The sequence below is a fragment of the Pedobacter sp. MR2016-19 genome, assembly GCF_014947265.1.
Classification (GTDB): domain Bacteria; phylum Bacteroidota; class Bacteroidia; order Sphingobacteriales; family Sphingobacteriaceae; genus Pedobacter.
Genome location: NZ_JADCNK010000033.1, coordinates 1 through 26,526, shown reverse-complemented (window position 1 = coordinate 26,526; position 26,526 = coordinate 1). Strand labels below are relative to the sequence as shown.

General features: G+C 36.9%; 20 protein-coding genes and 1 pseudogene. 16 read left to right on the top strand and 5 right to left on the bottom strand.

All coding sequences use genetic code 11. The features are described 5' to 3' along the window. The first annotated feature begins 4 nt into the window (after positions 1-4). From IM793_RS23945 to IM793_RS23935, 3 genes are all read left to right on the top strand, one after another. Entirely contained in the window at positions 5-886 is an 882-nt protein-coding gene (locus IM793_RS23945; RefSeq protein WP_193425925.1) for a beta-1,6-N-acetylglucosaminyltransferase, read from the top strand. Positions 887-973: 87 nt separating this feature from the next. Further along, positions 974-3,160, top strand: coding sequence for a peptidase domain-containing ABC transporter (locus tag IM793_RS23940; protein ID WP_193425923.1), 2,187 nt, complete (start codon positions 974-976; stop codon positions 3,158-3,160). A 59-nt stretch (positions 3,161-3,219) separates the two neighbouring features. Next, positions 3,220-4,506 carry an HlyD family secretion protein gene (locus IM793_RS23935; RefSeq protein ID WP_193425921.1) on the top strand — a complete coding sequence of 429 codons (1,287 nt, stop codon included), beginning with the start codon at positions 3,220-3,222 and terminating at the stop codon, positions 4,504-4,506. 584 nt (positions 4,507-5,090) lie between these two features. On the opposite strand, the gene IM793_RS23930 is transcribed toward IM793_RS23935, so the two are convergent. After that, a complete protein-coding gene (locus tag IM793_RS23930; protein WP_193425919.1) occupies positions 5,091-5,519 on the bottom strand; it encodes a helix-turn-helix domain-containing protein in 429 nt (142 codons plus the stop codon). A gap of 147 nt (positions 5,520-5,666) precedes the next feature. On the opposite strand from IM793_RS23930, the gene IM793_RS23925 reads away from it, so the two are divergent. The 7 genes from IM793_RS23925 (at position 5,667) to IM793_RS23895 (ending at position 11,597) form a co-directional block, all read left to right on the top strand. Next, positions 5,667-5,897: a hypothetical protein gene (locus IM793_RS23925; RefSeq protein WP_193425917.1), complete on the top strand. Its 231-nt coding sequence runs from the start codon at positions 5,667-5,669 to the stop codon at positions 5,895-5,897. Between the two features lie 204 nt (positions 5,898-6,101). Continuing rightward, entirely contained in the window at positions 6,102-7,049 is a 948-nt protein-coding gene (locus tag IM793_RS23920) for an outer membrane protein assembly factor BamD (protein WP_193425915.1), read from the top strand. A gap of 3 nt (positions 7,050-7,052) precedes the next feature. Beyond that, complete coding sequence (locus IM793_RS23915) at positions 7,053-7,379, top strand: DNA-directed RNA polymerase subunit omega (protein WP_025145617.1); 327 nt, start codon at positions 7,053-7,055, stop codon at positions 7,377-7,379. A gap of 71 nt (positions 7,380-7,450) precedes the next feature. Further along, a complete protein-coding gene (gene coaBC, locus IM793_RS23910) occupies positions 7,451-8,647 on the top strand; it encodes a bifunctional phosphopantothenoylcysteine decarboxylase/phosphopantothenate--cysteine ligase CoaBC (protein WP_193425914.1) in 1,197 nt (398 codons plus the stop codon). After that, entirely contained in the window at positions 8,644-9,537 is an 894-nt protein-coding gene (locus IM793_RS23905; RefSeq protein WP_193425912.1) for a DUF4835 family protein, read from the top strand. Before coaBC ends, IM793_RS23905 begins: the two co-directional genes overlap by 4 nt. A 147-nt stretch (positions 9,538-9,684) precedes the next feature. Beyond that, the gene (locus tag IM793_RS23900) at positions 9,685-10,803 is read left to right on the top strand and encodes a TlpA disulfide reductase family protein (protein ID WP_193425910.1); all 1,119 of its coding nucleotides are present in this window, start codon (positions 9,685-9,687) and stop codon (positions 10,801-10,803) included. Positions 10,804-11,225: 422 nt separating this feature from the next. After that, positions 11,226-11,597: a BlaI/MecI/CopY family transcriptional regulator gene (locus IM793_RS23895; RefSeq protein WP_121281962.1), complete on the top strand. Its 372-nt coding sequence runs from the start codon at positions 11,226-11,228 to the stop codon at positions 11,595-11,597. 2 nt (positions 11,598-11,599) lie between these two features. Here the strand turns inward: IM793_RS23895 and IM793_RS25200 are convergent. Further along, positions 11,600-11,686 (bottom strand): annotated as a pseudogene (locus IM793_RS25200) (hypothetical protein); the annotation flags it as partial. A 6-nt stretch (positions 11,687-11,692) separates the two neighbouring features. On the opposite strand from IM793_RS25200, the gene IM793_RS23890 reads away from it, so the two are divergent. The 6 genes from IM793_RS23890 (at position 11,693) to IM793_RS23865 (ending at position 21,309) form a co-directional block, all read left to right on the top strand. After that, a complete protein-coding gene (locus IM793_RS23890; protein WP_193425908.1) occupies positions 11,693-13,735 on the top strand; it encodes a M56 family metallopeptidase in 2,043 nt (680 codons plus the stop codon). 99 nt (positions 13,736-13,834) lie between these two features. Continuing rightward, positions 13,835-15,487 (top strand): DNA repair protein RecN, encoded by a 1,653-nt coding sequence (gene recN, locus IM793_RS23885; protein WP_193425906.1) that lies wholly within the window; start codon positions 13,835-13,837, stop codon positions 15,485-15,487. Between the two features lie 248 nt (positions 15,488-15,735). Then, positions 15,736-16,977, top strand: coding sequence for a carboxypeptidase-like regulatory domain-containing protein (locus IM793_RS23880; RefSeq protein ID WP_193425904.1), 1,242 nt, complete (start codon positions 15,736-15,738; stop codon positions 16,975-16,977). Between the two features lie 510 nt (positions 16,978-17,487). After that, the gene (locus IM793_RS23875; protein ID WP_193425902.1) at positions 17,488-18,726 is read left to right on the top strand and encodes a carboxypeptidase-like regulatory domain-containing protein; all 1,239 of its coding nucleotides are present in this window, start codon (positions 17,488-17,490) and stop codon (positions 18,724-18,726) included. Positions 18,727-18,833: 107 nt separating this feature from the next. Then, the gene (locus IM793_RS23870) at positions 18,834-19,901 is read left to right on the top strand and encodes a PA0069 family radical SAM protein (protein WP_193425900.1); all 1,068 of its coding nucleotides are present in this window, start codon (positions 18,834-18,836) and stop codon (positions 19,899-19,901) included. A gap of 535 nt (positions 19,902-20,436) precedes the next feature. Then, a complete protein-coding gene (locus IM793_RS23865) occupies positions 20,437-21,309 on the top strand; it encodes a RimK family alpha-L-glutamate ligase (RefSeq protein ID WP_193425898.1) in 873 nt (290 codons plus the stop codon). Between the two features lie 318 nt (positions 21,310-21,627). Here IM793_RS23865 and IM793_RS23860 read toward each other — a convergent pair whose 3' ends face one another. The 3 genes from IM793_RS23860 to IM793_RS23850 all read right to left on the bottom strand — a co-directional run. Then, complete coding sequence (locus tag IM793_RS23860) at positions 21,628-24,180, bottom strand: ATP-dependent Clp protease ATP-binding subunit (protein WP_193425896.1); 2,553 nt, start codon at positions 24,178-24,180, stop codon at positions 21,628-21,630. Positions 24,181-24,798: 618 nt separating this feature from the next. After that, the gene (locus tag IM793_RS23855; protein WP_193425894.1) at positions 24,799-25,659 is read right to left on the bottom strand and encodes a PorP/SprF family type IX secretion system membrane protein; all 861 of its coding nucleotides are present in this window, start codon (positions 25,657-25,659) and stop codon (positions 24,799-24,801) included. A 13-nt stretch (positions 25,660-25,672) separates the two neighbouring features. Next, the coding region (locus tag IM793_RS23850) for a gliding motility-associated C-terminal domain-containing protein (protein WP_193425892.1) at positions 25,673-26,526 on the bottom strand (854 nt) is incomplete at its 5' end.

Genomic DNA, 26,526 nt, shown 5'->3' with positions numbered 1-26,526 from the left:
AATTATGCGCATTGCTTACCTCATTCTCGCACATCGAAGTATTGCTCAACTTGCCTTGTTGATTGATGCACTTACTAATGAAACCCAAAACTATTGCTTTATACATTTGGATGCTCGTTTACATGCATCATCTGCTTCAAGACAACTAAATAAAATAACAAAAAGTAAAAATTGGCAGGCTCTTAAAAAGAGAAGTGTTGTTAATTGGGGTGGTTTTAATATGGTTGAGGCTACTTTAAATTTAATATTAGAAGCACTAAATTTTAAGAACGAAAAATTTGATTATATTTCTTTACATAGCGGGATGGATTTGCCAATAAAAACCAATAAGCAAATTGGGCAATATCTTAAGGGGCACAAAGGAAAACAGTTTATAGATTTTTTTGAGCTCCCGAACTATAAAGACTGGAGCGGCAATGGTGGCTTAGATCGGGTAGACTATTATTGGTTTATCGATGAATTAGGATATGAGGAAACGAATAAATTGAGATTGGCCCAAAAAGAGAATAAAATAAAAAAAGATTGGCCAAAAAACATAAATATAATATATGGAGGTTCACAATGGTGGACGCTTACAGCCGATTGCACCGAGTACATCATTCACTTTATCAACAAAACACCGGGGTTTTGTCATTTCTTTAAATATAGTAATATTCCCGATGAACTTTTTTTTCAAACTATATTATTAAACTCATCCTATAAAGAACGGGTAGAAAATAACAATTTAAGAATGATTGATTGGAAGACAGGGCCGCAGTTCCCAAAAACACTTGACATAAATGATTTAGAAAGACTGGAACAATCAGATAAACTGTTTGCACGTAAGTTCGATGAAGATACCGATGCCGAAATTATAAAATACTTTGTTGAAAAATTAAATAAATAAAATGTAATTTTTAAGCGATAAAAAGTATCACCAGATAAATGCCTTTTAAATAAAAAATCAGTAAATTTTTCAGTAAATATAATCTCTTTGAGAACCTTCCCCTTTTATAAACAACCCGACCAAATGGATTGTGGCCCCAGCTGTTTACGCATGGTAGCCAAGCATTACGGCAAGAATTTCAGTTTACAGCGTTTAAGACAAATTTCTGGTATTAATAAAGAGGGGGTATCATTATTAGGCATCAGTGAAGCTGCGGAGAAAATCGGCTTCAGAACCACGGGCAGTAAAATAACATTAAGCCAATTGACAGAAACAGAGTTGCCCCTCATCTTGCACTGGAACCAAAACCATTTTGTAGTATTATACCGAATTAAAAACAAGACCTATTACATTGCTGATCCTGCCAAAGGATTAATAAAATATAACCTTTCAGAGTTTGTAAAACATTGGTTGAGTACACAAAATAATGACGTTCGCCAGGGGATTGTACTAACCCTTTCGCCTACACCCGATTTATATGCACAAGAAGGAGACAAAAATAATGGCTTAAATTGGGCTTATTTGCTGCGCTATCTTTATCGGTATAAACAATTGGTAGCCCAGTTATTTGTGGGCTTGGGTGTTGGAAGCTTACTACAGTTAATTGTTCCCTTTCTTACCCAGTCTATCGTTGATATCGGTATTAATACCCGTAATTTAAATTTTATCTACATTATTCTTCTAGCACAAACCATGCTGTTTTTGGGAAGAATGAGTGTAGATTTTATTCGTTCCTGGATTTTGCTTCACATCAGTACAAGAATAAACATTTCCATTCTTACCGACTTTTTGATTAAATTGATGAAACTGCCGATGAGTTTCTTCGATACTAAAATGACCGGAGATATTATGCAAAGGATGAGCGATCAAGGCAGGATCCAGAGTTTTTTAACCGGCTCTACCTTAAGCATTATCTTTTCCATGTTTAACCTTGTTATTTTTGCAGGTGTTCTGGCTTATTATAATATTAACATTTTTTTCATTTTCTTGGTAAGCAGTGTGCTTTATTCACTTTGGGTAATTGCTTTCCTCAAAAAAAGAAGAGAGCTTGATTTTAAACGGTTTGATCTTTCCTCCAAGAATCAAAGTGCCATTGTACAGTTAATTGGCGGCATGCAAGAAATTAAACTGAATAATTGTGAGCAACAAAAACGCTGGGAATGGGAACATTTACAGGCCGGTTTATTTAAGTTCAGTATTAAAAGTTTATCATTAGGACAAATACAACAAACCGGAGCTTTTTTTATCAATGAAGGTAAAAATATTCTCATTACGTTTTTAGTAGCGAAATCAGTGGTAGATGGCAATTTAACCTTAGGCGGGATGATGGCCATCCAGTACATTGTTGGCCAGGTAAATAGCCCGATTGAACAGTTACTTGGCTTTATACAATCATTGCAAGATGCTAAAATCAGCTTGGAGCGCCTAAATGAAATACATCAAATGGAAGATGAAGAGCCTTTAGATAAAACTTTTTTAAATAACCTCCCTTTAAGCAAAAGTATAGCCGTTAATAATTTGAGTTTTACTTATCCTGGTGCAGGAAATGAACCTGTTTTGAAAGATATTAATATAGCGATTCCTGAGGGGAAAACTACTGCTATTGTGGGAATGAGCGGTAGCGGAAAAACCACTATTTTAAAGCTTTTACTTCGATTTTATATCCCTCAAAAAGGAGAAATAAAAATTGGCGCAACCCATATAGATCAGATTAGTTATCGCTATTGGCGAGGGCAATGCGGAATAGTAATGCAGGATGGCTTTATATTTTCTGATAGCATTGCCAAAAATATTGCTGTTGGAGATGACTATCCGGATAGCATTAAACTGGAACACGCCATTAAGATGGCTAATATTAACGATTTAATTGAGAACTTGCCTTTAGGCTTACATACTAAGATCGGTGCTGAAGGTAACGGCATAAGCCAAGGACAAAAACAACGGATTTTAATTGCCCGGGCGGTTTATAAAAACCCCGAATATATCTTTTTTGATGAGGCTACCAATGCATTAGATGCCAATAATGAAAAGGTAATTATGGAAAATTTAGAAGGTTTTTTTAAGGGCAGAACAGTAGTAGTAGTTGCACATCGCTTAAGCACGGTTAAAAATGCCGACAAAATTGTAGTACTGGATAAAGGAATTATTGTAGAACAAGGTACGCATGCCGAACTTACAAAAAGCAAAGGAGAATATTATAACTTGGTTAAAAACCAACTGGAGCTTGGTGACTAAAATCTAGATAAAGTGACCGAAAGCTAATCGGACAGAAAAAGTTATATGTAACGTACAATATGCCAATAGAAGAACAGATATATCAAAATAGCGAGGAAATAACCGAAATAATTACTAACGTACCTGTCTGGATTTTACGTTGGGGCATTACTTTGATTTTTGCAATACTCGGTGGAATTATTTTGCTTTCGGCACTGATAGAATACCCTGATGTGATAAAAACAAACCTAAAGGTAAACTCTCTGAATTCTCCGAAGCCAGTTTTGGCCAAGCAGAACGGAAAGCTAACTACTTTATTGGTAGAAGACGGGCAATCGGTTAAAGAAAATCAATCTTTAGCTTACTTTGAAAGCACGGCGAAGCCCGAAGATGTTATAAGGCTCAACAGCCAATTAAAATTTTTTCGGGTGAATGTAATTAAAAATTCAAATCAAGCAAGCACCGGCTTACCCGCGGATCTGAATTTGGGAGAGTTACAAGGAAGCTACCAAAATTTCTTTCAGGCATATTTACAATATCAATCTACCCAAAGAAATGGTTATTATTTAAATAGAATGGCTTTTCTTGAAAAAGACTTAAAAGATGTTAATGCACTAAGGATACAGATATTGCAACAGCAAAAAATCCAACAACAGGAGTTTTCAAATCAGGAAGAAGAATATAAAGCATATCAAAAATTATATAAGAATAAGGTAATCTCCAGGAGTGAGTTTAAGCAACAAGAGAATAAATATTTGGCTTCTAAATATCCTTTACAACAAACGGAAACAGCTTTGCTTACAAATGTAAGTAGTTATAGCACTAAAGAAAAAGAGCTGCTTGATTTAAAACATACAATCGCTGAAGAACAGGCTAAATTTATTCAGGAATTAAATCAATGTATTACAGAAAGCGATAGCTGGATACTGCAGCACGTATTAAAAGCACCTATTGCGGGTACAGTGAATTTTGCCGGTATTGTACAGCAAAATCAGAATATGCAAGCCAATCAGGAAGTATTTATTATTAATCCAGGGAATACCGATTTTTTTGGTGAAGTACAAATACCACAGTACAATATGGGGAAGATTAGAAAAGGCGAAAAAGCGCTTGTCAAATTACGCAGTTATCCTTTTGAGCAGTTTGGAATGATTAAAGGAAAATTGTCATATATATCTGAAGTAGCATACAGAGACAGCGTTTTTATTGCAAAAATAAGCTTTGATCAAATTGAAAACAAAGACCCTAATCGTAAAATTATCCTTAAGAATGGGATGCAAGCCGAAGCGGAGATCATTACAGAGGAATCCTCATTACTACAACGGTTTTTGAGAAGTATAACTAAAGTAATCAATTCACATAACTAAATCAGACCAATTTCAAAATTCAAAGTGAACTAAGAGTCAATATTAACAAAAAAATGAGAATCTTATTCTACCAGAACTCCAACCTTACTGATCAATGAGGTGGTGTAAAATATACTAAGATTGAAATTTCTTTCTTTTCATGCTGCATTCACTTCCGAATTCCTATTACAAACAAATTCAGCAAAAGCTGACGATTTCGCTTTAGATGCAATGATCACATCAACTATCAAATATGAGCCTCCTTGCGATATTATAGTTAAAAAATTGAAGAAGTTTCCCTTACCTATTTTATACGGATAATCAATACCATCAGAGCTAAATAAACCCAAATAATATGCTTTGTAAATTCAAGATACTAACTTTCGGAATTGTATTTAAACGACATTCTCTCCTAAAAAATATTTCAATAGAAAGAATTTGATTGGGCTGCTTTAGTAACAGCTCTATTTTTTATCTCTAATTATAAATTAAAGTAATTCTCTCGGCTTACAGCTTTAAGTTATTTGAAATAAAGAACTGCAAAGACAATTTTCAAGATTTTATCTTTGAATAAATCGCCTATTTTTCCCCCAAAAAAAACAGGCTTATTTTAACTGTTTCTTTAATTCTTCTATTTTTTCATCTCTTCTAGCCACCTTAGCCTCCAATTCTCCAATTTGCTTTTTTTGTTGTAAAATTATTTTTCGCATTAAGTCATATTCTGCTTCAGCAGTCTGCACGTCATGATGAATCTTAACAATTTCAGATTTGCCTTCATTACCTTCAATAAATACATTAATCGGTTTGCCCAAAATATTTGCAATTTCAGTTAAACGCTCCATCGAAATTTTAATATCACCCGACTCTATTTTTTGATACGCACTTTGTCCTATCCCCAATTGGTTGGCCATATAACTTTGGGTATAACATTTCTCATCCCTGTATTTGCGTATATTTCCATGATAAACATTCTTCAACTCACTACGGGTTAAAGATATTGCTTTATTAAACTGGTTACTAAAATTTTTAAACATAATGTACAAAATAAAATATTTCCTCAATTATTGCAAGAATAAATTTATTCCAAAACAGACTAAATTTATTCCTGTTTTATGAAGCTTAACCTATTGTAATGCATTACATTAGTTTTATTATTTCAACCAATTTTAATATTTAACAAAATGAAAAAATTAACTTTAAAACCGAATGCCTTTGAGAAAGATGAAGTCTTAACCAGAACACAGTTGAAAAAAGTTATGGGTGGTGATGGAAGTGGTAGTGGTAGATATAGATGTCAGTGCTTGACAAATTATCAGACTTTTTTTTGCAATGATTTTGGAGATTGTTTAAGCGTAGCAACTGTTACATGTGGTGGTGCACAACCTAATGATTACATCTGTGGGGGACATTAAATTATGAAATAAAATGGAGGATATTCAATATGCGTTGGATACCCTCTATTTTACAATAAAACTAGAATGTTTTGTAATGGCTTATATTCTTCTCATAATAGTATGTTAAAAATTGTTAACCTTTAAAAACTTTTAATTGCTTTGCATAGCTTAGCGGCGAATTGTTTTTATTGATGTTATCGTATTATTAATTATCTTTGCAGAATGTTTAAAGTTAAACACTTAATTATTTTAGTATTTATTGCCGCTTTGGGTATTGCGGGTTGTAAAAGTCGTTTCGAGAAATTGAGAGCGAGCAATGACGTTGCAAAAAAATACCAGGAAGCCATTAGATTGTACAACAAACGTGATTTCAGTAAAGCACTAGTACTTTTTGAGGATCTTTCTCAAAAATACCGTGGACGTGAACAGGCTGAAGGTCTGAACTTTTATTATGCCTATACTTTATATAGATTAAGTGATTATACTACTGCAAGATACCAGTTTAAAAGTTTTGCAGAAACCTACCCTGCCAGTAAGGATGCAGAAGAAGCGCGCTATATGGCGGCTTATTGTTTCTATTTAGAATCTCCAAATTTCTCTTTAGATCAGGAAAATACCTATAAAGCTATTGATGCACTACAATTATTTATCAACTTATACCCTACAAGCGATCGTGCTGTAGCTGCAGGTAAATATATAGCCACACTAAGGGGCAAGCTAGAGGATAAAGCATTTGAAAATGCTAAAATGTATTTAACTACAGGCCCTAGTAATGTAGATAATTACAGAGCGGCTGTTATTGCCTTAAAAAATGCACAAAGAGATTACCCAGATATTAAATATGCTGAGGAAATGGATTTCTTGATGATCAGGGCGCAATATTTATACGCAAAAAATAGCTATGTCATCCGCCAGGAAGACCGGTATAATGAGGCGCTTGCTTTATATACTGAGTTTACTGAAAACCACCCGGATAGTAAATTTGCAAAGGATGCAAAGGCACTTAAGAGTGATGTGGAAGCAGGAATTGTGGCTACCAAACAAGAATTGGCCTTATATGCTGCCGATCAGGAAAAATACAAGCAGATGCTGATCAGAACCGGTAAATTGAAAGATACCGTTTCTGCAAAACCAACTAATGCAGATAATACGAATATTAAAAACAAGTAATAGATGAATACTAACAAACCTGCTGTACCAAATACCACAGTAACCAGAAACGTTCACGATTTAGATAAAACTACTGATAACTTATACGAGTCATTAGTGGTAATTGCTAAAAGAGCAAATCAGATCTCGAACAACGTTAAAGAAGAGTTACACGGTAAATTGGCAGAATTTGCTTCTAGCAACGATAATTTGGAAGAAATTTTCGAAAACCGCGAGCAGATTGAAATCAGCAAGCACTACGAGCGTATGCCGAAGCCTGTTTTGGTTGCTATTGATGAATTTTTGAACGAAAAAATTTATCACAGAAATCCTGCTAAAGAACAAAAGTAATTAGCAGAGGGCAAAGAGCATGGCGCAATTCTTAAGCATATCAATGCTCTATGCCCCATGCCCTATACGCTATGCTCAAAAATAAAAATATAATCCTTGGCGTTTGCGGTAGCATCGCAGCATATAAGTCGGCATTTTTGGTTCGGCTGCTTGTAAAAGCTGGCGCAAACGTAAAGGTTATTCTTACCCCTGATGGTGCTAATTTCATTACACCGCTTACCCTTGCTACGCTTTCTAAAAACCCGGTTTATACGCAATATTTCGAAGAAGAAACAGGCGTATGGAGTAATCATGTTGAGCTAGGCTTATGGGCCGATCTCATTATAATTGCTCCGATAAGTGCTAATACCTTAGCCAAACTAGCAACGGGAATCTGCGATAATTTACTAACAGCTGTTTATCTTTCCGCTAAATGTCCGGTTTATGTAGCCCCGGCTATGGATCTGGATATGTGGAAACACGAAACTACCCAAAATAATATTGAACGTATTATTGGTTTTGGAAATACCGTAATTGCTCCTGCCAATGGCGAACTGGCCAGCGGACTTTGGGGTGAAGGCCGAATGGCTGAACCCGAAGAAATTGTTTCTTTCCTGGACAATGCCATTAAAGAATCTATGCCACTATATGGCAAAAAGATAATGGTTACCGCCGGTCCTACTTATGAGGCTATAGATCCTGTGCGTTTTATAGGCAACCATTCCTCAGGGAAAATGGGTTTCGCCATTGCTGATGAGTTGGCTAAACTAGGTGCTGAAGTTACCTTAATTGCCGGACCAACCGCACAAAAAGCTGGACAACGTTTAAGAAGAGTTGATGTGGTGAGTGCCCGGGAAATGTTCGATGCCTGTACTTCAGTTTTCCCTGAAAGCGATATCACGGTAATGTGCGCAGCCGTAGCCGATTATCGTCCCAAACAGATTGCCACCCAAAAAATTAAAAAACAGGATAGCGGATTAGTTTTGGAACTGGAAAAAACAACGGATATACTTGCTTCATTAGGTGCGGTAAAAAAAACACACCAGATTTTGGTTGGTTTTGCTTTAGAAACCAATGACGAAGAGAATTATGCAAAAGGCAAACTCGAGAAGAAAAATCTTGACCTGGTTATTCTAAATTCTTTGAATGATACGGGCGCAGGTTTTAAATCAGATACCAATAAAATTACTATTTTTAACAAAGCTTTAGAACGGACTGTTTTTGATATGAAATCGAAAACAGATGTTGCCAAAGATATTTGTACTGCCATTTTAAAAATTGCAAAATGATAAAAAAGATTGTTTGGATATTGGTATTGGTTGGTTTCGGGAAGCTGCAGGCGCAGGAATTAAACGCAAGGGTAACTTTGCTGGCTCCCCAGGTTTCGAACATTAGCAAACCAACTTTAGATGCTTTGCAAAAAACAATCCGCGATTTTTTAAACAATAATAAATTCAGTAACGAAAGTTACAAACCGCAGGAACGTATCGACTGTAGTTTTATCATCACGATTAATTCGTGGGATGGCGGCTCTGGCTACACTGCCGAAGCGCAGATTCAAAGCAGTCGCCCGGTTTTTAACAGCTCTTACAATAGCACTTTATTAAATATGAGTGATAAGAATTTCGATTTTAATTTCAACGATGGCGCTACAATCGACTTCTCTGATCAAAATTACATTTCCAATATCAGTGCCCTCCTCACCTACTATGCTTATACCATCATCGGTATGGATAAAGATAGTTTTAGCAAAATGGGCGGAACTCCTTTTTACAAAAAAGCACAGAATATTATTAACCTTGCGCAGGCTTCTGGTAATACAGGCTGGAGAGCAGCCGATGGCTTACGTAACCGCTTTTGGTTCAACGAAAATGTTTTAAACCCAATTTTTGCCGAGCTCCGCAATTTCATTTACAGTTATCATTTAAGTGGCCTTGATCAGCTAAGCGATAATGATAAAGGCTTAACGCAGATTGTTGCCGCACTACCTGCACTGCAACAAATGGATAAGCAGAAACTGGGCTCTATTTTCCCTAATGTTTACTTTGCCACTAAAGCCGAAGAAGTAACCAATGTACTTTCTAAACTCAATGGACAAGAGCGCATGAAAGCCTATAATATGCTGGCAGAAATTGATCCGGCAAATATTGGTAAGTACGAGGGACTGAAGAAAAATTAGCTCATTGGTCAATAGTTTGATTGCTCATGGTTTATAGCTTAGCAATTGATTATTAAATCGGTTAATTATATATCAAGCCCATCAGTTAACCAGTTTCAACAGTTAACCGCTATATGGCCTTGTGCAGCTAAAATATAGTTTATAAAAATGATGAAAAGATTTTTATTAATTACGATTTGTCTTTTACCACTAAGCTTGCTGGCACAATCTTCATTTACCATTAAGGGCTTTGGCAAAGCTTATAAAAATGGCGATAAGATATTTTTAACTTATCGGCAAGGTGATCAACTTATTGAAGATTCTACCTTGGTAAACAAAGGTTCCTTCGAGTTTAGAGGGAATTTTAAAACTAAAGTAAGAGGCTACATTTGCCGAAATGACAATCCCCGATTTGCATCAGAACTATTTGATTCAATTGATATTTACATCGAAGCAGGACAGATTACGCTGAATTCTCCAGATACTTTAAACAATTCCATTATTTCTGGAACTCCATTAAATAATGATTATGCTAAACTTCACGCCGCATTAAAATCCCTTAAAGAAAAAAAAATAAAAGATCCCGATAAACTTAGTGCAGAAGAACTAAAGGATACGGCTTTGGTAAATCTAATCAGAGCTAAAGCTCAGACTGCATATTACGAAACATTTCCTATCCAGTTTAGCTTTGTAGATAAACATCCGAATTCCTATGTAAGTTTATTGGCTTTAAGTCAAATGGCACGCACCAGTAAATATCTGCCACGCGTAGCGCAAAGTTTTTCAAAATTATCTACCGAACTTAAGGCAATGCCAGAAGGCAAAAAAATAGCAAAAGCTATTTTGGAGGGCAAAAAAGTTTCTGTAGGCATGATGGCAAAAGACTTTATCCAAAATGATATAAATGGTAATCCGGTCAGACTTTCAACTTATCAGAACAAATATGTCCTTGTCGATTTTTGGGCTTCCTGGTGCCAACCTTGTCGAGAAGAAAATCCAAATGTTTTAGCTGTTTATCATCAGTACAAAGAAAAAAACTTTACGGTTCTCAGCGTATCGATCGACGTATTGGCGAATAAAGCAAACTGGTTAAACGCCATTAAAGAAGATCAGTTACCCTGGGTGCAGGTGTCTGATCTTAAAAAAGAAAACGAAGCGGCTAAACTTTATGGCATTACTTCCATACCATCGAATGTACTTATTGATCCTAGCGGAAGAATAATTGCAAAAGATATTAAGGGAAAAGAACTACGCGATAAAATGGCTGAATTATTAGGTGCTAAGTAATTGCATTGAGACGGGTTAACTGGTTAATTATCTGAATTGGTTAATTGTATATCATGCCCATCAGTTAACCAGTTAAACAGTAAGTAGTTTCTATGTTTGTGGTGATTAATTTAGAAAAGCAATCTCAGGTTTTCAATTAAAGTCAGTCCTGCTTTCGTTCATACGCCTGCAGGCTTTAAACACAGGCCGGTATCCACATCAATCAGGTTTAATTACCTAAGTCAGTTTTTCATAGGCAGGTTTTCCCTTTCTAAAGCCTGATTGTATGCAACGTTTTCCCCTATCCAGTATCCTATACCACACTTAAGCAATTAAACAGTTTCAATAATTAACCGATAAAATTAAAAACTTGTTAAAATATTTTGATATTACGAATATCTTCGTACATTTGAATACGAAATAATTCGTACAACTTGTAACATATGACTAATCATAACATCAAACCAACAGAAGGTGAAATGGAAATCCTTCAGGTGCTTTGGCAAAAGGGGAATGCAACGGTAAGAGAAGTTCATGAGGCATTAAATAAAAAAGACTCGGGGTATACCACCACTTTAAAACTGATGCAGATTTTGCACGAGAAAGGAATGGTAGAAAGAGATACCAATCAAAAAACGCACATCTATAAAGCGCTTGTTAGTCAGGATAAAACTGAAAAACAATTGGTAAACAAAATGATCGATAACGTATTTAACGGATCGGCAGCGAGGTTGGTAATGCAGGCTTTGGGTAACCACAGTGCAAGTGCAGAAGAAATTGACGAAATAAAAAAATATTTAGATAGCCTGAAGTAAGGCTATTGTTGAAGGTTGAAAGGTGTAGGGTTCAGATCCCTAATAAACAGTAAAATTTTCGGATTGTCCCCGTATAAAAAATTAAAACCACCGTTATGGAAACTTTATTACAACAGTTTATCAAAGCATTTGGCTGGAGTATTTTAAACTCACTTTGGCAAAGCGCCATCATTTATGGCATCCTATTTATCGTCATGCTCAGCATTCCGAAGCTGGCAGCAAAACATAAGCACAACCTTGCTTTTGCTGCCATCATTTTAATGTTTGTTGGCTTTGGCTATAACTTCATTCATCAATTAACATTGAATGTCAATGCTCAGCCTCCCGCAATTAACGCCCAACAGATACAAGTTTATCAATATTTCAACAACCTGCCACCAAGTTTTAGCAGCAAGGCAGAGCAATATTTCCCAATTGTAGCCATATTTTATGCTATTGGCATCGTGCTTCAGTTATTTGTTATTATTAAAGGTTATGGTCAGCTTTCAAAATTGAAAAAAGAAAGTTTAAGTGCTATTCCGGATAGTTGGAAAACTATTTTCGAGCAAGTAACAGCCCAACTAAAAATTAATAAATTTATCCGGTTCCACATCTCTTCTATTGTTAACGTACCCTTGGTAATCGGTTATTTAAAACCTGTAGTATTATTTCCACTAGCCCTGGTAAACCAATTAGACAACGACCAGGTAGAAGCGATATTAATCCATGAGTTATCGCATATCAGAAGAAACGATTTCCTATTGAACCTCATTAAAACAGCAATAGAAACATTATTATTCTATAATCCATTTGTATGGATGGCGGGTAGGTTTATACATATTGAGCGTGAGCATGCCTGCGATGATCTGGTATTAAAAATTACCGGAAAACCATTGAATTATGCCCATGCCCTGCTTAAACTCGAATTATTAAAAGATAAAAATAGTCCGGCTTATGCTCTGGCAGCAACAGGCAAGACCCAGAATTTATATCAACGCATAAAAAGAATAACCAACATGAAAACAAATTATTTAAACGCCAAACAGCAAATGGCAGCCTTAACTTTAGGGGTAGCCTGCTTGTTTTCTATTGCCTGGATCAATCCAACGGAAAAGAAAAAAGAAAACAAAATACAACCTAAACAGGAGATTTTGAGCGTACGGTCTGCGAACGGAACCATAAGCCACCTGATCTGTACCGATACTACCAAAAAACGTAAAATCAAAATTGTTACCATTGATGCAAATGGTAAAAAAACCGAATATAACTCGATAAAAGAAATGCCTGATAGCTTAAGAAAAGATTTTTACAGGGATGAACTTTTTGGCAGCAATGGAATATACAGGATCAATCTTGATAGTTCATTTAAATTCAGATTAAACGATTCTATTTTACACACAAAATTTTATAAAGAGTATAACTCGCCAGAAGCACAGGCTAAATGGAAAAAATTTGGTGAAGATGTAGCCAAACAATACAGTTCACCAGAAGCACAGGCTAAATGGAAAAAATTTGGCGAAGATGTAGCCAAACAATACAATTCACCAGAAGCACAGGCTAAATGGAAAAAAATGGGTGAAGATATGGCCAAAAAATTTAATACTCCGGAGGCTCAGGCAAAATGGAAAAAAATGGGCGAAGATATGGCTGCAAAAATGAATACCCCAGAGTTTAGGGCACAAATCGATAACATCAGGATAGAGGCTCTAAAATCTGGGGATATGGTGCGTTTATCAGGATTATCGAGATTGCAGGCTGATTCTACATTTAAAGGAAATAGAAACTCACTTACCAGCCCAGATGGTACAGTATTCTTTTACAACGATAACAATAACACCAACGGTAAAGTAAGACAGACTGAAGAATATAAAAAGCTGAAAGAAAAATTCGACAGTGAAGTAAAGGAGCTGAAAGAGAAAATGGAGAAAAAAGAAAAAGTTGAAAACGGCAACAAAAGCTCACAGGTAATTCCTTCAGTTATGTTATACAAGAATCAGGATTTTACAGGTGCGGTTAAAGCACTGAACACAATAACTGCTGTATTAACATATAAAAAATCAGATTTTACTAATGCCCACCAATTGGCAATAAAAAGTTATCTTCAGACATCCGACTTAAAAATTGCTGACGATAAGGTAATTAATATTTCTATAAAATAACACCAGATAAACCAAACAGATCATGAACAGCGAAGATTATTCTTCGCTGTTTTTGTTTTGTACGGTCCTGTTGAATAAATTTTAATATTTTTGCTTAGCATGCTACAAAAACTTTCTATCCGTAATTACGCATTAATTGATAGTCTTGATATCGAATTCGATAAAGGCTTAAATATCATCACTGGTGAAACCGGTGCTGGTAAATCCATCATACTTGGTGCATTGTCGCTAATTTTGGGTCAGCGGGCAGAAAGCAAATACTTTTTTAACCAGGATAAAAAATGTGTTATTGAGGGCAGTTTTGTATTGGCAGACGAAAACCTAAAAGAACTTTTTGAAGAAAATGACCTTGATTTTTCGAACGAAAGTCTTTTGCGCAGGGAAATATCGATTGATGGTAAAACAAGATCGTTCATTAACGATACGCCAGTTAATCTATCTATCCTGAAACAGATCGGCGAAAAACTGATCGATATCCACTCGCAGCATGCTACGCAGGAGATTAATGATGCTGATTTTCAATTATTGATTGTTGATTCACTGGCCAATCATCAATCCTTATTGTTTGATTACCGCATCGGGTTTAAAAAACTTAGACAGAATACCTCCCTGTTAAAAAAATTAATCGCTGAAGCCGACGAAGCCCGTAATAAACAGGATTACGAACAATTTTTGTTTAACGAACTCGAACAGGCAAAATTACAGGAAGGAGAACAGGAAGAACTGGAACAAGAACTGGAGCGCTTAACACATGCCGAAACTATTAAACGGGCGTTACTTACCGCTTCAGGATTAATTAACGAAAGTGAACCTTCTGCCCTTCAGATTTTAAAAGAGGCTTCGTTACAGTTACAGGGCATAGAAAAATTCGATCCGGCAATTAATGTATTATACGAACGTTTGCGCTCATCGATCATTGAAATAAAAGACATCACCGATGAGGTTTCTGCAATAGAAGAAAATACTTTACACAGTGCCGATCGCTTAGAAATTGTAAACCAAAGGTTAGATCTGTTTTATTCACTTCAACAAAAACACAGGTTAGCCAATAATACAGAACTCTTAGCACTTCAAAAACAACTGGAAGAAAACCTGAACAAACTCTTATCTTCTGATGAGCATATTGAAAAACTTCAGAAAGAAATCGACCAACTCAAAAAGGCACTGCACAAACAGGCCGACCAGTTAAGCGCCAACCGTAAAAAAGCAATTAAGGTGGTAGAAGAGCAAACCGGCACCACATTAAAAAAAGTGGGCATGCTTAATGCTAAATTGGTTCTGGGTCAAAAAATCTTATCGGAACTGAATAAAGACGGACTGGACGAAATCAACCTGCTTTTTACAGCAAATGCTGGTCAGGCCCCTGCGCCGGTAAATAAAGTAGCATCTGGTGGTGAGTTATCCCGATTAATGCTGGCCATAAAAGCTTTATTGGCTAAACATACATCCTTACCAACCATTATTTTTGATGAAATAGATACCGGAATTTCGGGAGAAACCGCTTTAAAAGTTGGAGAAGTAATTTCGGATTTAGGGCAGCACATGCAGGTAATTTCGATTACACACCTGCCACAAATTGCAGCCAAAGGAATATCACATTACTTCGTTCATAAAAATGAGGATAAGGGAAAAACCACTACCGGAATCCGCAAGCTTAAACAGGAAGAACGTATTGGTGTAATTGCCGAAATGTTAAGCGGGAAAAATCCAGGTGCATCAGCCATCGAAAATGCGCGGGAGTTGCTCACCTAATAAAAGTTGACAATTCTTACGTGTAGTCAGGTGTTCCCACCTGACTAAGCTGTATTTATAAAAAATAAATGGTATATTGATTTGATTCAGTGTCAGATAGTAATATCTGACAGCACGATATAAAGACCGTTTTCAATATCAGTAAATTAGTGGTCTGTGAGGACACAGACCACGGCGAAGGTAATTACCGTTAAGTAATATTTCTTTTTCATCTTTAATAAACTAACAAATTAGTTTATATTTATACAATGAAATCCTTATTACTTATATTCCTGTTATTTATTGGTAAATTTTGTTTAGCACAGCAAAGTTATGTCCTTTCGGGCATGGTTAAAGATAAACAAGGTGAGTCTTTACCCGGAGCTGGTGTATATGTAAGCGGTTATAAAATTGCTACGGTAACAGATAATAACGGCAAATATGCCCTTCCCCTAAAACCAGGAAACTATGATATTTTAGTACAATTAATTGGCTATAAAGCGTTAAATAAAAACGTAGTGATTGGTGATAAAGCTGTAAAACTTGATCTTACCCTCGAAGAAAGTGTAACTCAATTGGCAGAAGTAACCATTAAACCCGATCCGAACAGAGCACATTATATTGGTATGTTTAAGGCCTATTTTATTGGAACCACGCCTAATGCAGAACAATGTAAGCTTATCAATCCTAAAGTACTGATTATCGATTACGATAAAGAGGAACATAAACTAACCGTAAAAACCACCGAATTTCTGATTGTCGAAAACAAGGCGCTTGGATACCGCATTAAATACCTTTTGAATAATTTTGAATACGATAGCAAAACAAGAATCATCTATTATGAAGGTTTTCCGTATTATGAAGATTTAAAAGGATCAGCAAGGCGGAAGAAAATTTGGGATCAAAAACGGATTACTGCTTATCTGGGTTCGCCCCAGCATTTTTTTAGATCCATTTATCACCATCGCGCCACCGAAGAGGGTTTTATCATTAATAAACTGATGACACAATCAAATCCGGATAGACCCTCTGACAGCATGATTAACGCCAACATTAAACGCCTAACCAAAGTACAGGATGGCTTAACACGTACATTAACCTTTACCCCCGGAGATTCATTAAGCTATTGGATAAAAAAGAAAAACCTTGCCAGCGGAATTTCTTTTTTAAGCTGCGCTCCGGTAGCGCAGGATACTCTGGTGCATGTAGAGAATCAAAGTATTAAAAGCTTCAATTTTACGGACCAACTTTATGTTATTTACACAAAAGAAAGGGAAGATCCTACTTATGCCAACCGGATCGGCCTGTCTATTGCCAGACCGTTAGATATGCCCGATTACCAGATTTCTACCATCGCCTTACATGTTGTTCCGGTATATTTTTACGAAAACGGCTCTATTTACAACCCACGCTCGATGCTTTATTCAGGTTATTGGGGCTGGGAAAAAATTGCTGATAGTGTACCGATGGATTATTTGCCGCCAGCCAGTTTAGAGGACAAAAAAAATTGAGAAAATTAAATCCAGCCAAATGAAAGCATGCCTATAATATAGAGAACAAGTATTTTTCCTTTTTTTTGAAAAGCAAATGCAGTGCTCTTCGGTTTCAGCAGTCCCGCCCTTCGTTGCAAATCCTCGCCCTCATGCTTCGGGCTGTGGGTTTTCCACTGCGGTCGGGTTTAGCTGGCAAAGCTGGTAATCCTATTGAGGGTTTTAGAACTATGCGGCACCTACCGCTGTTAAATAAACCCGACAGAGCAGGTAGCCCACAGTGAAGTGCAACGTAATGAGGACTACAAGCGATGGCGGGGCTGCTGTAGCCATAGAAAACTGAGCTTTCGTTTTCAAATAAAAAGTACCTTTTGTTATAAATCAGGCCTATGTTAACAAACCATCTTTTTAAAGATCCTTCTCTGCGCTCAGGATGACAACACCTATTAACGATCACCATCAAATGTTAAATTTGTTAAAATTCTTTTTCGTTTTTAATAAATATTACGCCTTTTGGTTACATTCGTCTCCATGATTAAAAGCCTTTTAGTAGCCCTTACGCTGATTATATTGGGTACTAATGCCATTGCTCAAAACACCTTCTCAATTAGTGGCCTGGTTAGGGATCAAAAAGATGGATTGCCCGGTGCGAGTATCTATTTAAGTGGGTATAAAATTGCTACCGTTGCTGATAATGACGGAAGATTTAAACTCTCCAACCTAAAGCCGGGCAGTTATGATCTGCTTGTTCAACTGGTTGGTTACCTCCCCTATTCTAAAAGTGTAATCATATCGGATAAATCGGTACAGGTAGAACTTGTTTTGAAAGAAAATATTGCCCAGCTTGATGAAGTGGTGATCCGGGCCGATCCTAACCGACAGAAGTACATTAATCAGTTTAAAGAATTTTTTATCGGCAAAACGCCAAATGCAACTCAATGCAAAATCTTAAATCCGCAGGTTTTAAATGTAGATTATGATGTAACCAAAAGTACCCTCACTGTATCTACAACCGAATTTTTAGTGGTAGAAAATAAAGCTTTAGGTTACCGCCTTAAATACATGCTCGATCATTTCGAATATAATTCCCGAACCCACATTATTTATTATTCTGGTCACCCGTTTTTTGAAGAGTTAAAAGCTTCAGCAGCTAAAAAGAAAAAATATATCGCCGCCCGTGAAGTAGCCTACTATGGTTCATCACAACATTTTTTCCGTTCGCTTTATGCCAATAAAACACAAGAAGAAGGTTTTATCATCAATAAAATGATCAAAATCCCCAACCCTAACCGTTATCCGCAATACATTATCAATACCAATTTAGAAAAGATTAAGGCCGTACCCGAAAAAACCGGCATTAGGCAAACCAAAGGAAAAATAGACACGGCACTATTGGATTTTTGGAACAAGCAACAGGAAATGCCGAAAACCATTGATAAATTTTCCAGAGCGGATGTGCTTACAGATACCTTAGTGCATTACTTTAACCAGAACTTAAAATACTTAAGTTATACCGATGCCTTGCTGATCCAATACACCAAAGAAAAAGAATCCATGGCTTACTCTAAAACCGGCTTCTGGATTTTCAGGCCATTAGATGTTCCCGAAAATGAAATCTCTGTTGCCAATTTAACCAGTGAGGGTGTCCGTTTTTACGAAAATGGTGGTATTTATGATTCGCGATCTTTACTTTTCGAAGGTTATTGGGCTTACGAAAAAGTTGCAGATATGGTACCCATGGATTATGTACCGCTTCCGAGGAAGGAATGATGGAAGATGGAAAATGTAAGATGTATGATAGGACCTAAAACTAAAATTGTTGAAAAGTAACCATTTTTGATCATTAAAATTACTAAAAATATTAGTAATTTTAATCTATGATTAGCGATGAAGAAAAACAGTATTTTAAAGGTCGGGGGGCTCAGGTTAATCCACATAACAAATTTTTAAAGGATGTTTATGTAAAGGAACACGATGAGGGAATAGATGATTGGGAAGAAAGCGACCGCAAAACATCCTTTATTTTCGAGAATTCAAAAACCATCGTAAACAAGGTTGATAGTCCGGATGTGGGCATGGCTTATTCGCTTAATCCTTACCAGGGCTGCGAACATGGCTGTACTTATTGTTATGCCCGCAACTCTCACCAATACTGGGGTTATAGTGCCGGAATAGAGTTTGAACGGAAAATAATCGTCAAAAAAGATGCTCCGGTACTGTTTAAAAAGTTTCTGGAGAAAAAAGGCTGGGATGCAACGACCATTTCTCTTTCTGGCAATACCGATTGCTACCAGCCTGCCGAAAGAAAGTTTAAACTCACCAGGCAGTTGCTCGAAATTGCATTGGCCTATAAGCAACCGATAGGTATGATTACCAAAAATTCCCTCATCCTGCGCGATCGGGATATTCTGCAGGAAATGGCAAAGCTGAATCTCTGCATGGTTTATGTTTCCATTAATAGTTTAAATGAGGATTTGCGACAAGTAATGGAACCACGTACTACAACTGCCAAACAACGGTTAAAGGTGGTGGAGGAATTGAGTAAAGATGGAATTCCTATGGGCGTGATGGTTGCTCCTCTTGTTCCTGGTTTAAGCGACCATGAAATTCCGAAAATTTTAAAAGCGGTAGCCAATGCCGGTGCCATTAAAGCCGGTTATACTGTGGTGCGTTTAAACGGAGCCATAGGACAGATATTTGAAGATTGGCTGCGCAAAAACTTTCCTGACCGCTTTGATAAGGTGTGGCATTCAATTCAAAGTTGCCACGGCGGAAATGTAAACGATAGTCGTTTTGGAGATAGGATGCGTGGCGATGGCAATATTTCTCAAATGATCAGGGATAATTTCAGGCTACACTGCCGATTAAATGGTTTAAATGTAAAGGATATTATTTTAGACCATACTTTGTTCAAAATTCCAAGTAACCAGGTGAGTCTGTTTTAAAATTTGGGGAGAAAATCCCTGGCGCTCAGTGGCCGTGGTTTTATAATCACGGCCATCTCAAATTAGTTGGTCATAATTTGTAATTCTACCGCGTTGACACATCTTTTTTAAGAATAGTTTAAGCATCATGCTAGGTTGCTTAAAAGAAGTATAGGCTGTACCGAAGAACGTCGTCAATCCCAAGAGCCAGGGAAATCAAAAAAACAGGTGCAGTTCAGATAAATTGGCAGTAACAAACCTGAAACGCAGTGATTTTGTGTTCATAAGCGATGATTTAATATTTAAAAAATATTGAACACAAAATGAAGTGCCGCTGTTTTTTGATGTGCATGGGATTGTGCAAAAGGCTCATTGCTGGATTGACAAAGCGCTTTGGGTACTTTGGCGCTCCAAAGTACCATGCCCCGCGGCATAGAGCGAAAAAAACTGCAGTTAACAGTCGTTACCGATTTGCAATCGGGATTTTTGAGGTGTGGGTTTGTAATCCGCCTTAGTAAATTTGCAATCCAGCTTGATAAAACTTAGTTTTAACGCCATGAACATTGCATTAGTAACCTACCTTGATAAAGGTGCTTATGATAGCGCTACAGTTGAAAGCGAGGATGATAAGCTCTTAAATTTTCTTAAAGAAAAAGGACTGAACATTGAAAAAGTAATCTGGAACGATCGGAATATAAACTGGGAAGATTATTCGCTTGCCATTTTAAAATCACCATGGGATTATTTTGACCTGATTGAAGAATTTTACGACTGGCTTGATCACCTGGAAGCAAAAAAAGTAAAATTGCTTAACCCTATTGATGTTGTGCGATGGAATGCAAACAAACAGTATCTGCGGGAAATTGAAGCAGCTGGATTAAAAACTACACCTGGTTTCTTCATTCAAAATCAAGAAAGCGTAAATCTTGAATATTTTTTCGAGAAATTCAAAACGAATAAGTTAATTGTAAAACCTTGTGTGAGTGGTGGTGCAAAAAACACATTTAAGGTAACTGCAGATAATGTAAATGAGGTTAATCAAAAATTAAATCTCCTTATTCAGGATGAAGATTTTATTATTCAACCGTTCCTGCCAGAAATTCTGGAAAGCGGTGAATGGTCTTTCATTTTCTTTAATGGCGTGTATAGTCATTCCTTAATCAAGAAGGCTAAACCTGGAGATTTCAGGGTACAACCCGCCCATGGTGGCTCTGTGCATCCGCAAAAACCTAGTGCAGAACAGATTGCTACCGCAGAACAATACGTAAAGTTATTTACTAAAGATTGCCTGTATGCACGGGTTGACGGTACTTTTGTAAATGACGAATTTTTACTGATGGAGTTAGAATTGATAGAACCTTTCCTGTTTTTAAATACCGATCCTCAAAATTACGAGCGGTATTATCAGGCATTAGTAGATTTGATGTAAAAGAACTTACTATTAAATAGCCTGTTTATCGTGGTTTCTCAGGAAAGAAAAATCGTCATTGCGAGAAGGCTTTTTCAGCCGACGAAGCAATCTTACAACGATCGCTACTAGCAGAGATTGCTTCGTCGTTCCTCCTCGCAATGACGACGTGTTTCGCTAGGTGCAAATTAACAGTTCTAATTGAATCACTTAGTAAATTTTCTCGATTGTTACTTAGCTGTAAAACCTACACCCAATATCTATCATTTTTGGCCGCACCCATTTCGAAATAAGTGTATTAAACAAAAAAACTCCCGATTTTCACCGGGAGTTTCTTATTTATTTACTCGAAGAATCTTCTTCTTGTTTCGGCTCTTCTTTTTTCTTTTCGCCTTTTTTGTGATTGATAGAAATCAGTTCGGTAGTTTTATCGTAATCAATTTCTAAAACATCACCTTCGGCCAGTTCGCCTTTAAGGATCTCTTCAGCAATTGGATCTTCTAAATATTTCTGAATGGCCCTTTTTAACGGACGAGCACCAAAATTACTATCAAAACCTTTATCAGCAATGTATTCTTTAGCGTTATCGGTTAATGCAATTTCATAACCAAGGGTATGAACGCGACCGAATAAAGCTTTTAACTCGATATCGATAATTCTGAAGATTTCGTCTTTACCTAAGCTATTGAATACTACAACATCATCAACACGGTTTAAGAACTCAGGAGCAAAAGCACGTTTTAATGCACTTTCGATTACACCACGACTGTGAGAATCGGCCTGATTAGTTTTTGCTGAAGTAGAGAAACCAACACCCTGACCAAAATCTTTAAGTTGACGGGCACCAATGTTTGAAGTCATGATGATGATTGTATTTCTAAAATCAACTTTACGTCCTAAACTATCGGTTAACTGTCCTTCATCCAAAACCTGCAATAAGATATTGAATACATCTGGGTGAGCTTTTTCAATCTCATCCAATAAGATTACGGCATAAGGCTTTCTTCTTACTTTTTCAGTTAACTGTCCACCTTCTTCATAACCTACATATCCCGGAGGCGCTCCCACTAAACGTGATACTGCAAATTTCTCCATGTACTCACTCATGTCGATCTGGATCAGAGAATCATCACTATCGAACATGAAACGGGCTAATTCTTTTGCCAATTCGGTTTTACCTACGCCTGTCGGGCCTAAGAAAATAAATGAACCAATTGGTTTTTTAGGATCTTTTAATCCGGCTCTCGTACGTTGGATCGCTTTTGTTAATTTTTTGATCGCATCATCCTGACCAATAATTTTCTCAGCCACTTTATCGTACATGTTCAACAGTTTTGCACTGTCTGTTTGTCCAACACGTTGCACCGGAATACCCGTCATCATCGAAACCACTTCGGCTACATTATCTTCTGATACTTCGTAACGTTTACTTTTGGTTTCTGCTTCCCACTCGGCTTTAGCTTTATCTAATTCTTCAATTAAATTTTTCTCTGTATCGCGCAGTTTTGCAGCTTCTTCATATTTCTGGCTACGTACAACCTTGTTCTTCTCTAATTTGATATCTTCAATTTTAGCTTCGATATCAATAATATTCTGCGGAACGTGGATATTGGTTAAGTGAACACGCGAACCTGCTTCATCTAAAGCATCAATCGCTTTATCAGGTAAGAAACGATCAGAAATATAACGTGATGTTAAAGTAACACAAGCTAAAATAGCTTCATCAGTATACGTTACACCGTGGTGTTCTTCATACTTATCTTTAATTCGGGTTAAAATCTCTACAGTTTCGTCCGGTGTAGCAGGCTCAACCATTACTTTTTGGAAACGACGGTCTAAAGCACCATCTTTTTCAATGTATTGACGGTATTCATCTAATGTTGTAGCACCAATACATTGAATTTCGCCCCTTGCCAAAGCAGGTTTGAACATATTGGATGCATCTAATGAACCTGATGCACCACCAGCACCAACGATGGTGTGGATCTCATCAATAAATAAAATAACATCAGTAGATTTTTCAAGCTCGTTCATCACGGCTTTCATACGCTCTTCGAACTGGCCACGGTATTTTGTACCGGCTACCAATGAGGCAAGATCTAAGGTAACTACACGTTTGCCAAAAAGCACACGCGAAACCTTGCGTTGCACAATGCGTAAGGCGAGACCTTCTGCAATTGCCGATTTACCAACACCTGGTTCTCCAATTAAAATTGGATTGTTCTTTTTCCTGCGGGATAAAATCTGCGATACGCGTTCAATTTCTTTCTCGCGGCCTACAATCGGGTCTAAACGACCTTCTTCTGCAGCTTTTGTTAAATCACGACCGAAATTATCCAGAACAGGGGTCTTAGATTTTATATCTGAAACCTTTTTAGGTGTACTAAAGCTTTCCTCTTCGCGATAATCATCATCGCCTCCTGTAGAAGCACTATTTGAGATATCATCTCTGAAACCATTTTTATTCACTTCTACCTCCTGTTTAAAAACATCGTAAGTAACACCATACTGCAATAAGATTTGTGAGGCGATGTTATCATCATCTCTCAAAACCGATAACAGTAAATGTTCGGTACCAATTAAATCGCTCTTAAATATTTTAGCTTCTAAGTAAGTAATTTTTAAAACTTTTTCGGCCTGTTTTGTTAACGGAATATTGCCTAAGTTTACTGTAACACTCGAAGTGCCGCGAACGGCATCTTCAATTGAGCGGCGCAATTTACTCGTATCAACCCCTAACGATCGTAAAATTTTTATAGCCATGCCATCGCCTTCGCGGATGAGGCCTAATAATAAATGCTCGGTTCCGATGTAATCGTGCCCTAAGCGGAGCGCTTCCTCCCTACTAAAAGAGATTACATCTTTAACCTGTGGTGAAAATTTTGCTTCCATAATACCTTTCTTAACAGCTACGTCCCTAAACTATAAAATAACTTTATAAAAACGAACGTACTGTTTTCTTTATTTTATCAACAATTGCGCCATATGGGTGGATAAAGAGGCTTTTGAATGCCTGAGAACCCAAAATTCAATGTAAGATTATTGTTTCGATAAATATTAATTTATTTATATCTATCTACGTAATAAGTGTTCTAAAGGTTTTAAAGGAACATTTGCCAAAAACATCCGGTTACTGATATCTTATTGTCGGTTTATTGTAAGGATTTTTTAACCATCAAAAACTGACAATTTGTATCTTTTTACTTAGGCAATTTACAAGTTTTGACAGAAAAACAAAAGAACATGACATCATTTAATAATTTTATCAGATTCACAAGCTCAAGCCACTCCTACACAAAATAACCTTACTACGAATTTAACCGTAAATAAGTTGTTTTTGTTTTTAACATTATTAAACTAACTGCTTTAATTAGAATTAAAATGGCCGCAGTTAAATGCTGCGGCCATTAAATTTAATGTCAATTAAATACTGTCTACCCCAATGTAATAATCAGTATTTTTTGTTTAAACAGAAGCATAACAGCGTTATCCGTTCAGATATTTTTAGGGTTACCAATGGATCCCGAGGTTAATCTCAAAGTTCCCCGCTGTGTAACCGCTTAAATTACCAGTTTGTGTTGTGTATGCGGTATTGATCATGTATTTTTTCTTATAATGCAACCCAACACCAAAACTTGCAGCTTTACTGGTATGATACATAGCTGTAAAGAACAACTGTTGATTGGCAACTCCTAGTTGTCCGCCAATATCAAAAATATCAGCGATTCCCGTAAAAGAACGATAAGCAACTTTAGGTTGAAACAGACTTTCGCCAATATCAATTTTGTACCCTGCTGCTGCATATACAGCAGGGGTATTAATTAGTTTTAAGTTGTCTCTGTTGAAATAATTTTTAAGGTTCACTAATGCAAAATCTGCAGTAAAGTGCTTTGAAGTTAGTCCAACGCCAAAATCACCATCGAAATACGTCTTATGGTCGTTATTATAATTGCCAACCTGCGGATCATTTGGATTTCCTATAAGGTCTTGCATATCCACCCGCTGATTCAGAAAACCTGCAGACAAACCAAAATGTAATTTTGCAGATTCATTAAGCGGAAGATGATAGGCATAACTTGCCAGAATTCTCGTTTGCCTTTGTAAACCGGCTTTATCCAGATTCATGTTTAACCCTACCCCTACTCTTTCCCATCCGTAAGTGGCACTCAGGTTTTGTACCATAGGGGCACCGGGAATATTATTCCATTGTGAACGAAAGGTAAGGTCTGCAGTTGCACCTCCTGCCAACCCAGCCATGGCCGGATTAGCAAGATAAGTGTTGTTAAAATATTGGTTTAATAATGGACTAGTCTGAGCTTTTACCTTCGAAACACCGATAAGAGCAGCAAGTATTAATATTGTTGTTTTCATCCTTTTCATTTTCTTAGCGGTTTCTGATAATCGTAATAAATCCCTTTTGAACCAATTTATCTGGGCCATAAGTAATGATGTAATAATAAGTTCCTTCCGCAAGGTCATTTCCTCCGATAGTTCCATTCCAGCTATTATCATATGATTTTTTACTGTACATTTCCCTGCCGTTGCGATCAAATATCCGAACTTCGTTACCTGGATACATATCAATGTTCTGTACAAGCCAGGTATCATTTATACCATCTCCATTTGGCGTTAAGATATTATTCGCAACCAATTTATAATCTTCAGCTACCTGAATGGTGATCGATTTAGAACTATTGCAACCGCTCGCATTGGTTACCCGAACCGTATACGTTGTAGTTTGTGCCGGACGAACGCTGAGGGATGCGGTATTCTGTCCACTGATAATGCCGCTTGCCGTAGACCAGCTGTAGGCTGTGCCTCCACTTGCAGTTAATACCGTTGTTTCACCCTTACTGATTTCAGTACCTTTACTACTTACAATACTTACCGATGGAACTGCATTGATTGTTAATGTACCGTTTACATATACAAAACTATAATTGTTTGATGCACCGCCAGATGCTACCAGTACATAATTGCCTGCTACATTTCTATTGGCAGTAGTGCTTACAGTTGGTTTGGTAATCAATGAATTTTCAGTATCACCTGCTTTAAAACCGGCATAAGTTACTCCAAACGTTGGGAAACCGTCTGACTGGCACATTACCGCATTTATTGCCGTAACAGTAAGTACAGATTTAGTAATGGTCAGGTTAGCACCAACATAAGTTAAGGTATAGTTACCATTCAGTGCCAGTGTACCCTGGTTGATTGAATACGTACCCACGTTTTCGCCCA

What these genes read in the sequence shown, in the direction of transcription:
- IM793_RS23870 (WP_193425900.1), top strand. Translation starts at nt 18,834, where the DNA reads ATGATTAGCGATGAAGAAAAACAGTATTTTAAAGGTCGGGGGGCTCAG.
- coaBC (WP_193425914.1), top strand. Translation starts at nt 7,451, where the DNA reads ATGCTCAAAAATAAAAATATAATCCTTGGCGTTTGCGGTAGCATCGCA.
- IM793_RS23920 (WP_193425915.1), top strand. Translation starts at nt 6,102, where the DNA reads ATGTTTAAAGTTAAACACTTAATTATTTTAGTATTTATTGCCGCTTTG.
- IM793_RS23865 (WP_193425898.1), top strand. Translation starts at nt 20,437, where the DNA reads ATGAACATTGCATTAGTAACCTACCTTGATAAAGGTGCTTATGATAGC.
- IM793_RS23915 (WP_025145617.1), top strand. Translation starts at nt 7,053, where the DNA reads ATGAATACTAACAAACCTGCTGTACCAAATACCACAGTAACCAGAAAC.
- IM793_RS23930 (WP_193425919.1), bottom strand. Translation starts at nt 5,519, where the DNA reads ATGTTTAAAAATTTTAGTAACCAGTTTAATAAAGCAATATCTTTAACC.
- IM793_RS23935 (WP_193425921.1), top strand. Translation starts at nt 3,220, where the DNA reads ATGCCAATAGAAGAACAGATATATCAAAATAGCGAGGAAATAACCGAA.
- IM793_RS23895 (WP_121281962.1), top strand. Translation starts at nt 11,226, where the DNA reads ATGACTAATCATAACATCAAACCAACAGAAGGTGAAATGGAAATCCTT.
- IM793_RS23905 (WP_193425912.1), top strand. Translation starts at nt 8,644, where the DNA reads ATGATAAAAAAGATTGTTTGGATATTGGTATTGGTTGGTTTCGGGAAG.
- IM793_RS23900 (WP_193425910.1), top strand. Translation starts at nt 9,685, where the DNA reads ATGATGAAAAGATTTTTATTAATTACGATTTGTCTTTTACCACTAAGC.
- IM793_RS23925 (WP_193425917.1), top strand. Translation starts at nt 5,667, where the DNA reads ATGAAAAAATTAACTTTAAAACCGAATGCCTTTGAGAAAGATGAAGTC.
- IM793_RS23890 (WP_193425908.1), top strand. Translation starts at nt 11,693, where the DNA reads ATGGAAACTTTATTACAACAGTTTATCAAAGCATTTGGCTGGAGTATT.
- IM793_RS23855 (WP_193425894.1), bottom strand. Translation starts at nt 25,659, where the DNA reads ATGAAAACAACAATATTAATACTTGCTGCTCTTATCGGTGTTTCGAAG.
- IM793_RS23875 (WP_193425902.1), top strand. Translation starts at nt 17,488, where the DNA reads ATGATTAAAAGCCTTTTAGTAGCCCTTACGCTGATTATATTGGGTACT.
- IM793_RS23945 (WP_193425925.1), top strand. Translation starts at nt 5, where the DNA reads ATGCGCATTGCTTACCTCATTCTCGCACATCGAAGTATTGCTCAACTT.
- recN (WP_193425906.1), top strand. Translation starts at nt 13,835, where the DNA reads ATGCTACAAAAACTTTCTATCCGTAATTACGCATTAATTGATAGTCTT.
- IM793_RS23880 (WP_193425904.1), top strand. Translation starts at nt 15,736, where the DNA reads ATGAAATCCTTATTACTTATATTCCTGTTATTTATTGGTAAATTTTGT.
- IM793_RS23860 (WP_193425896.1), bottom strand. Translation starts at nt 24,180, where the DNA reads ATGGAAGCAAAATTTTCACCACAGGTTAAAGATGTAATCTCTTTTAGT.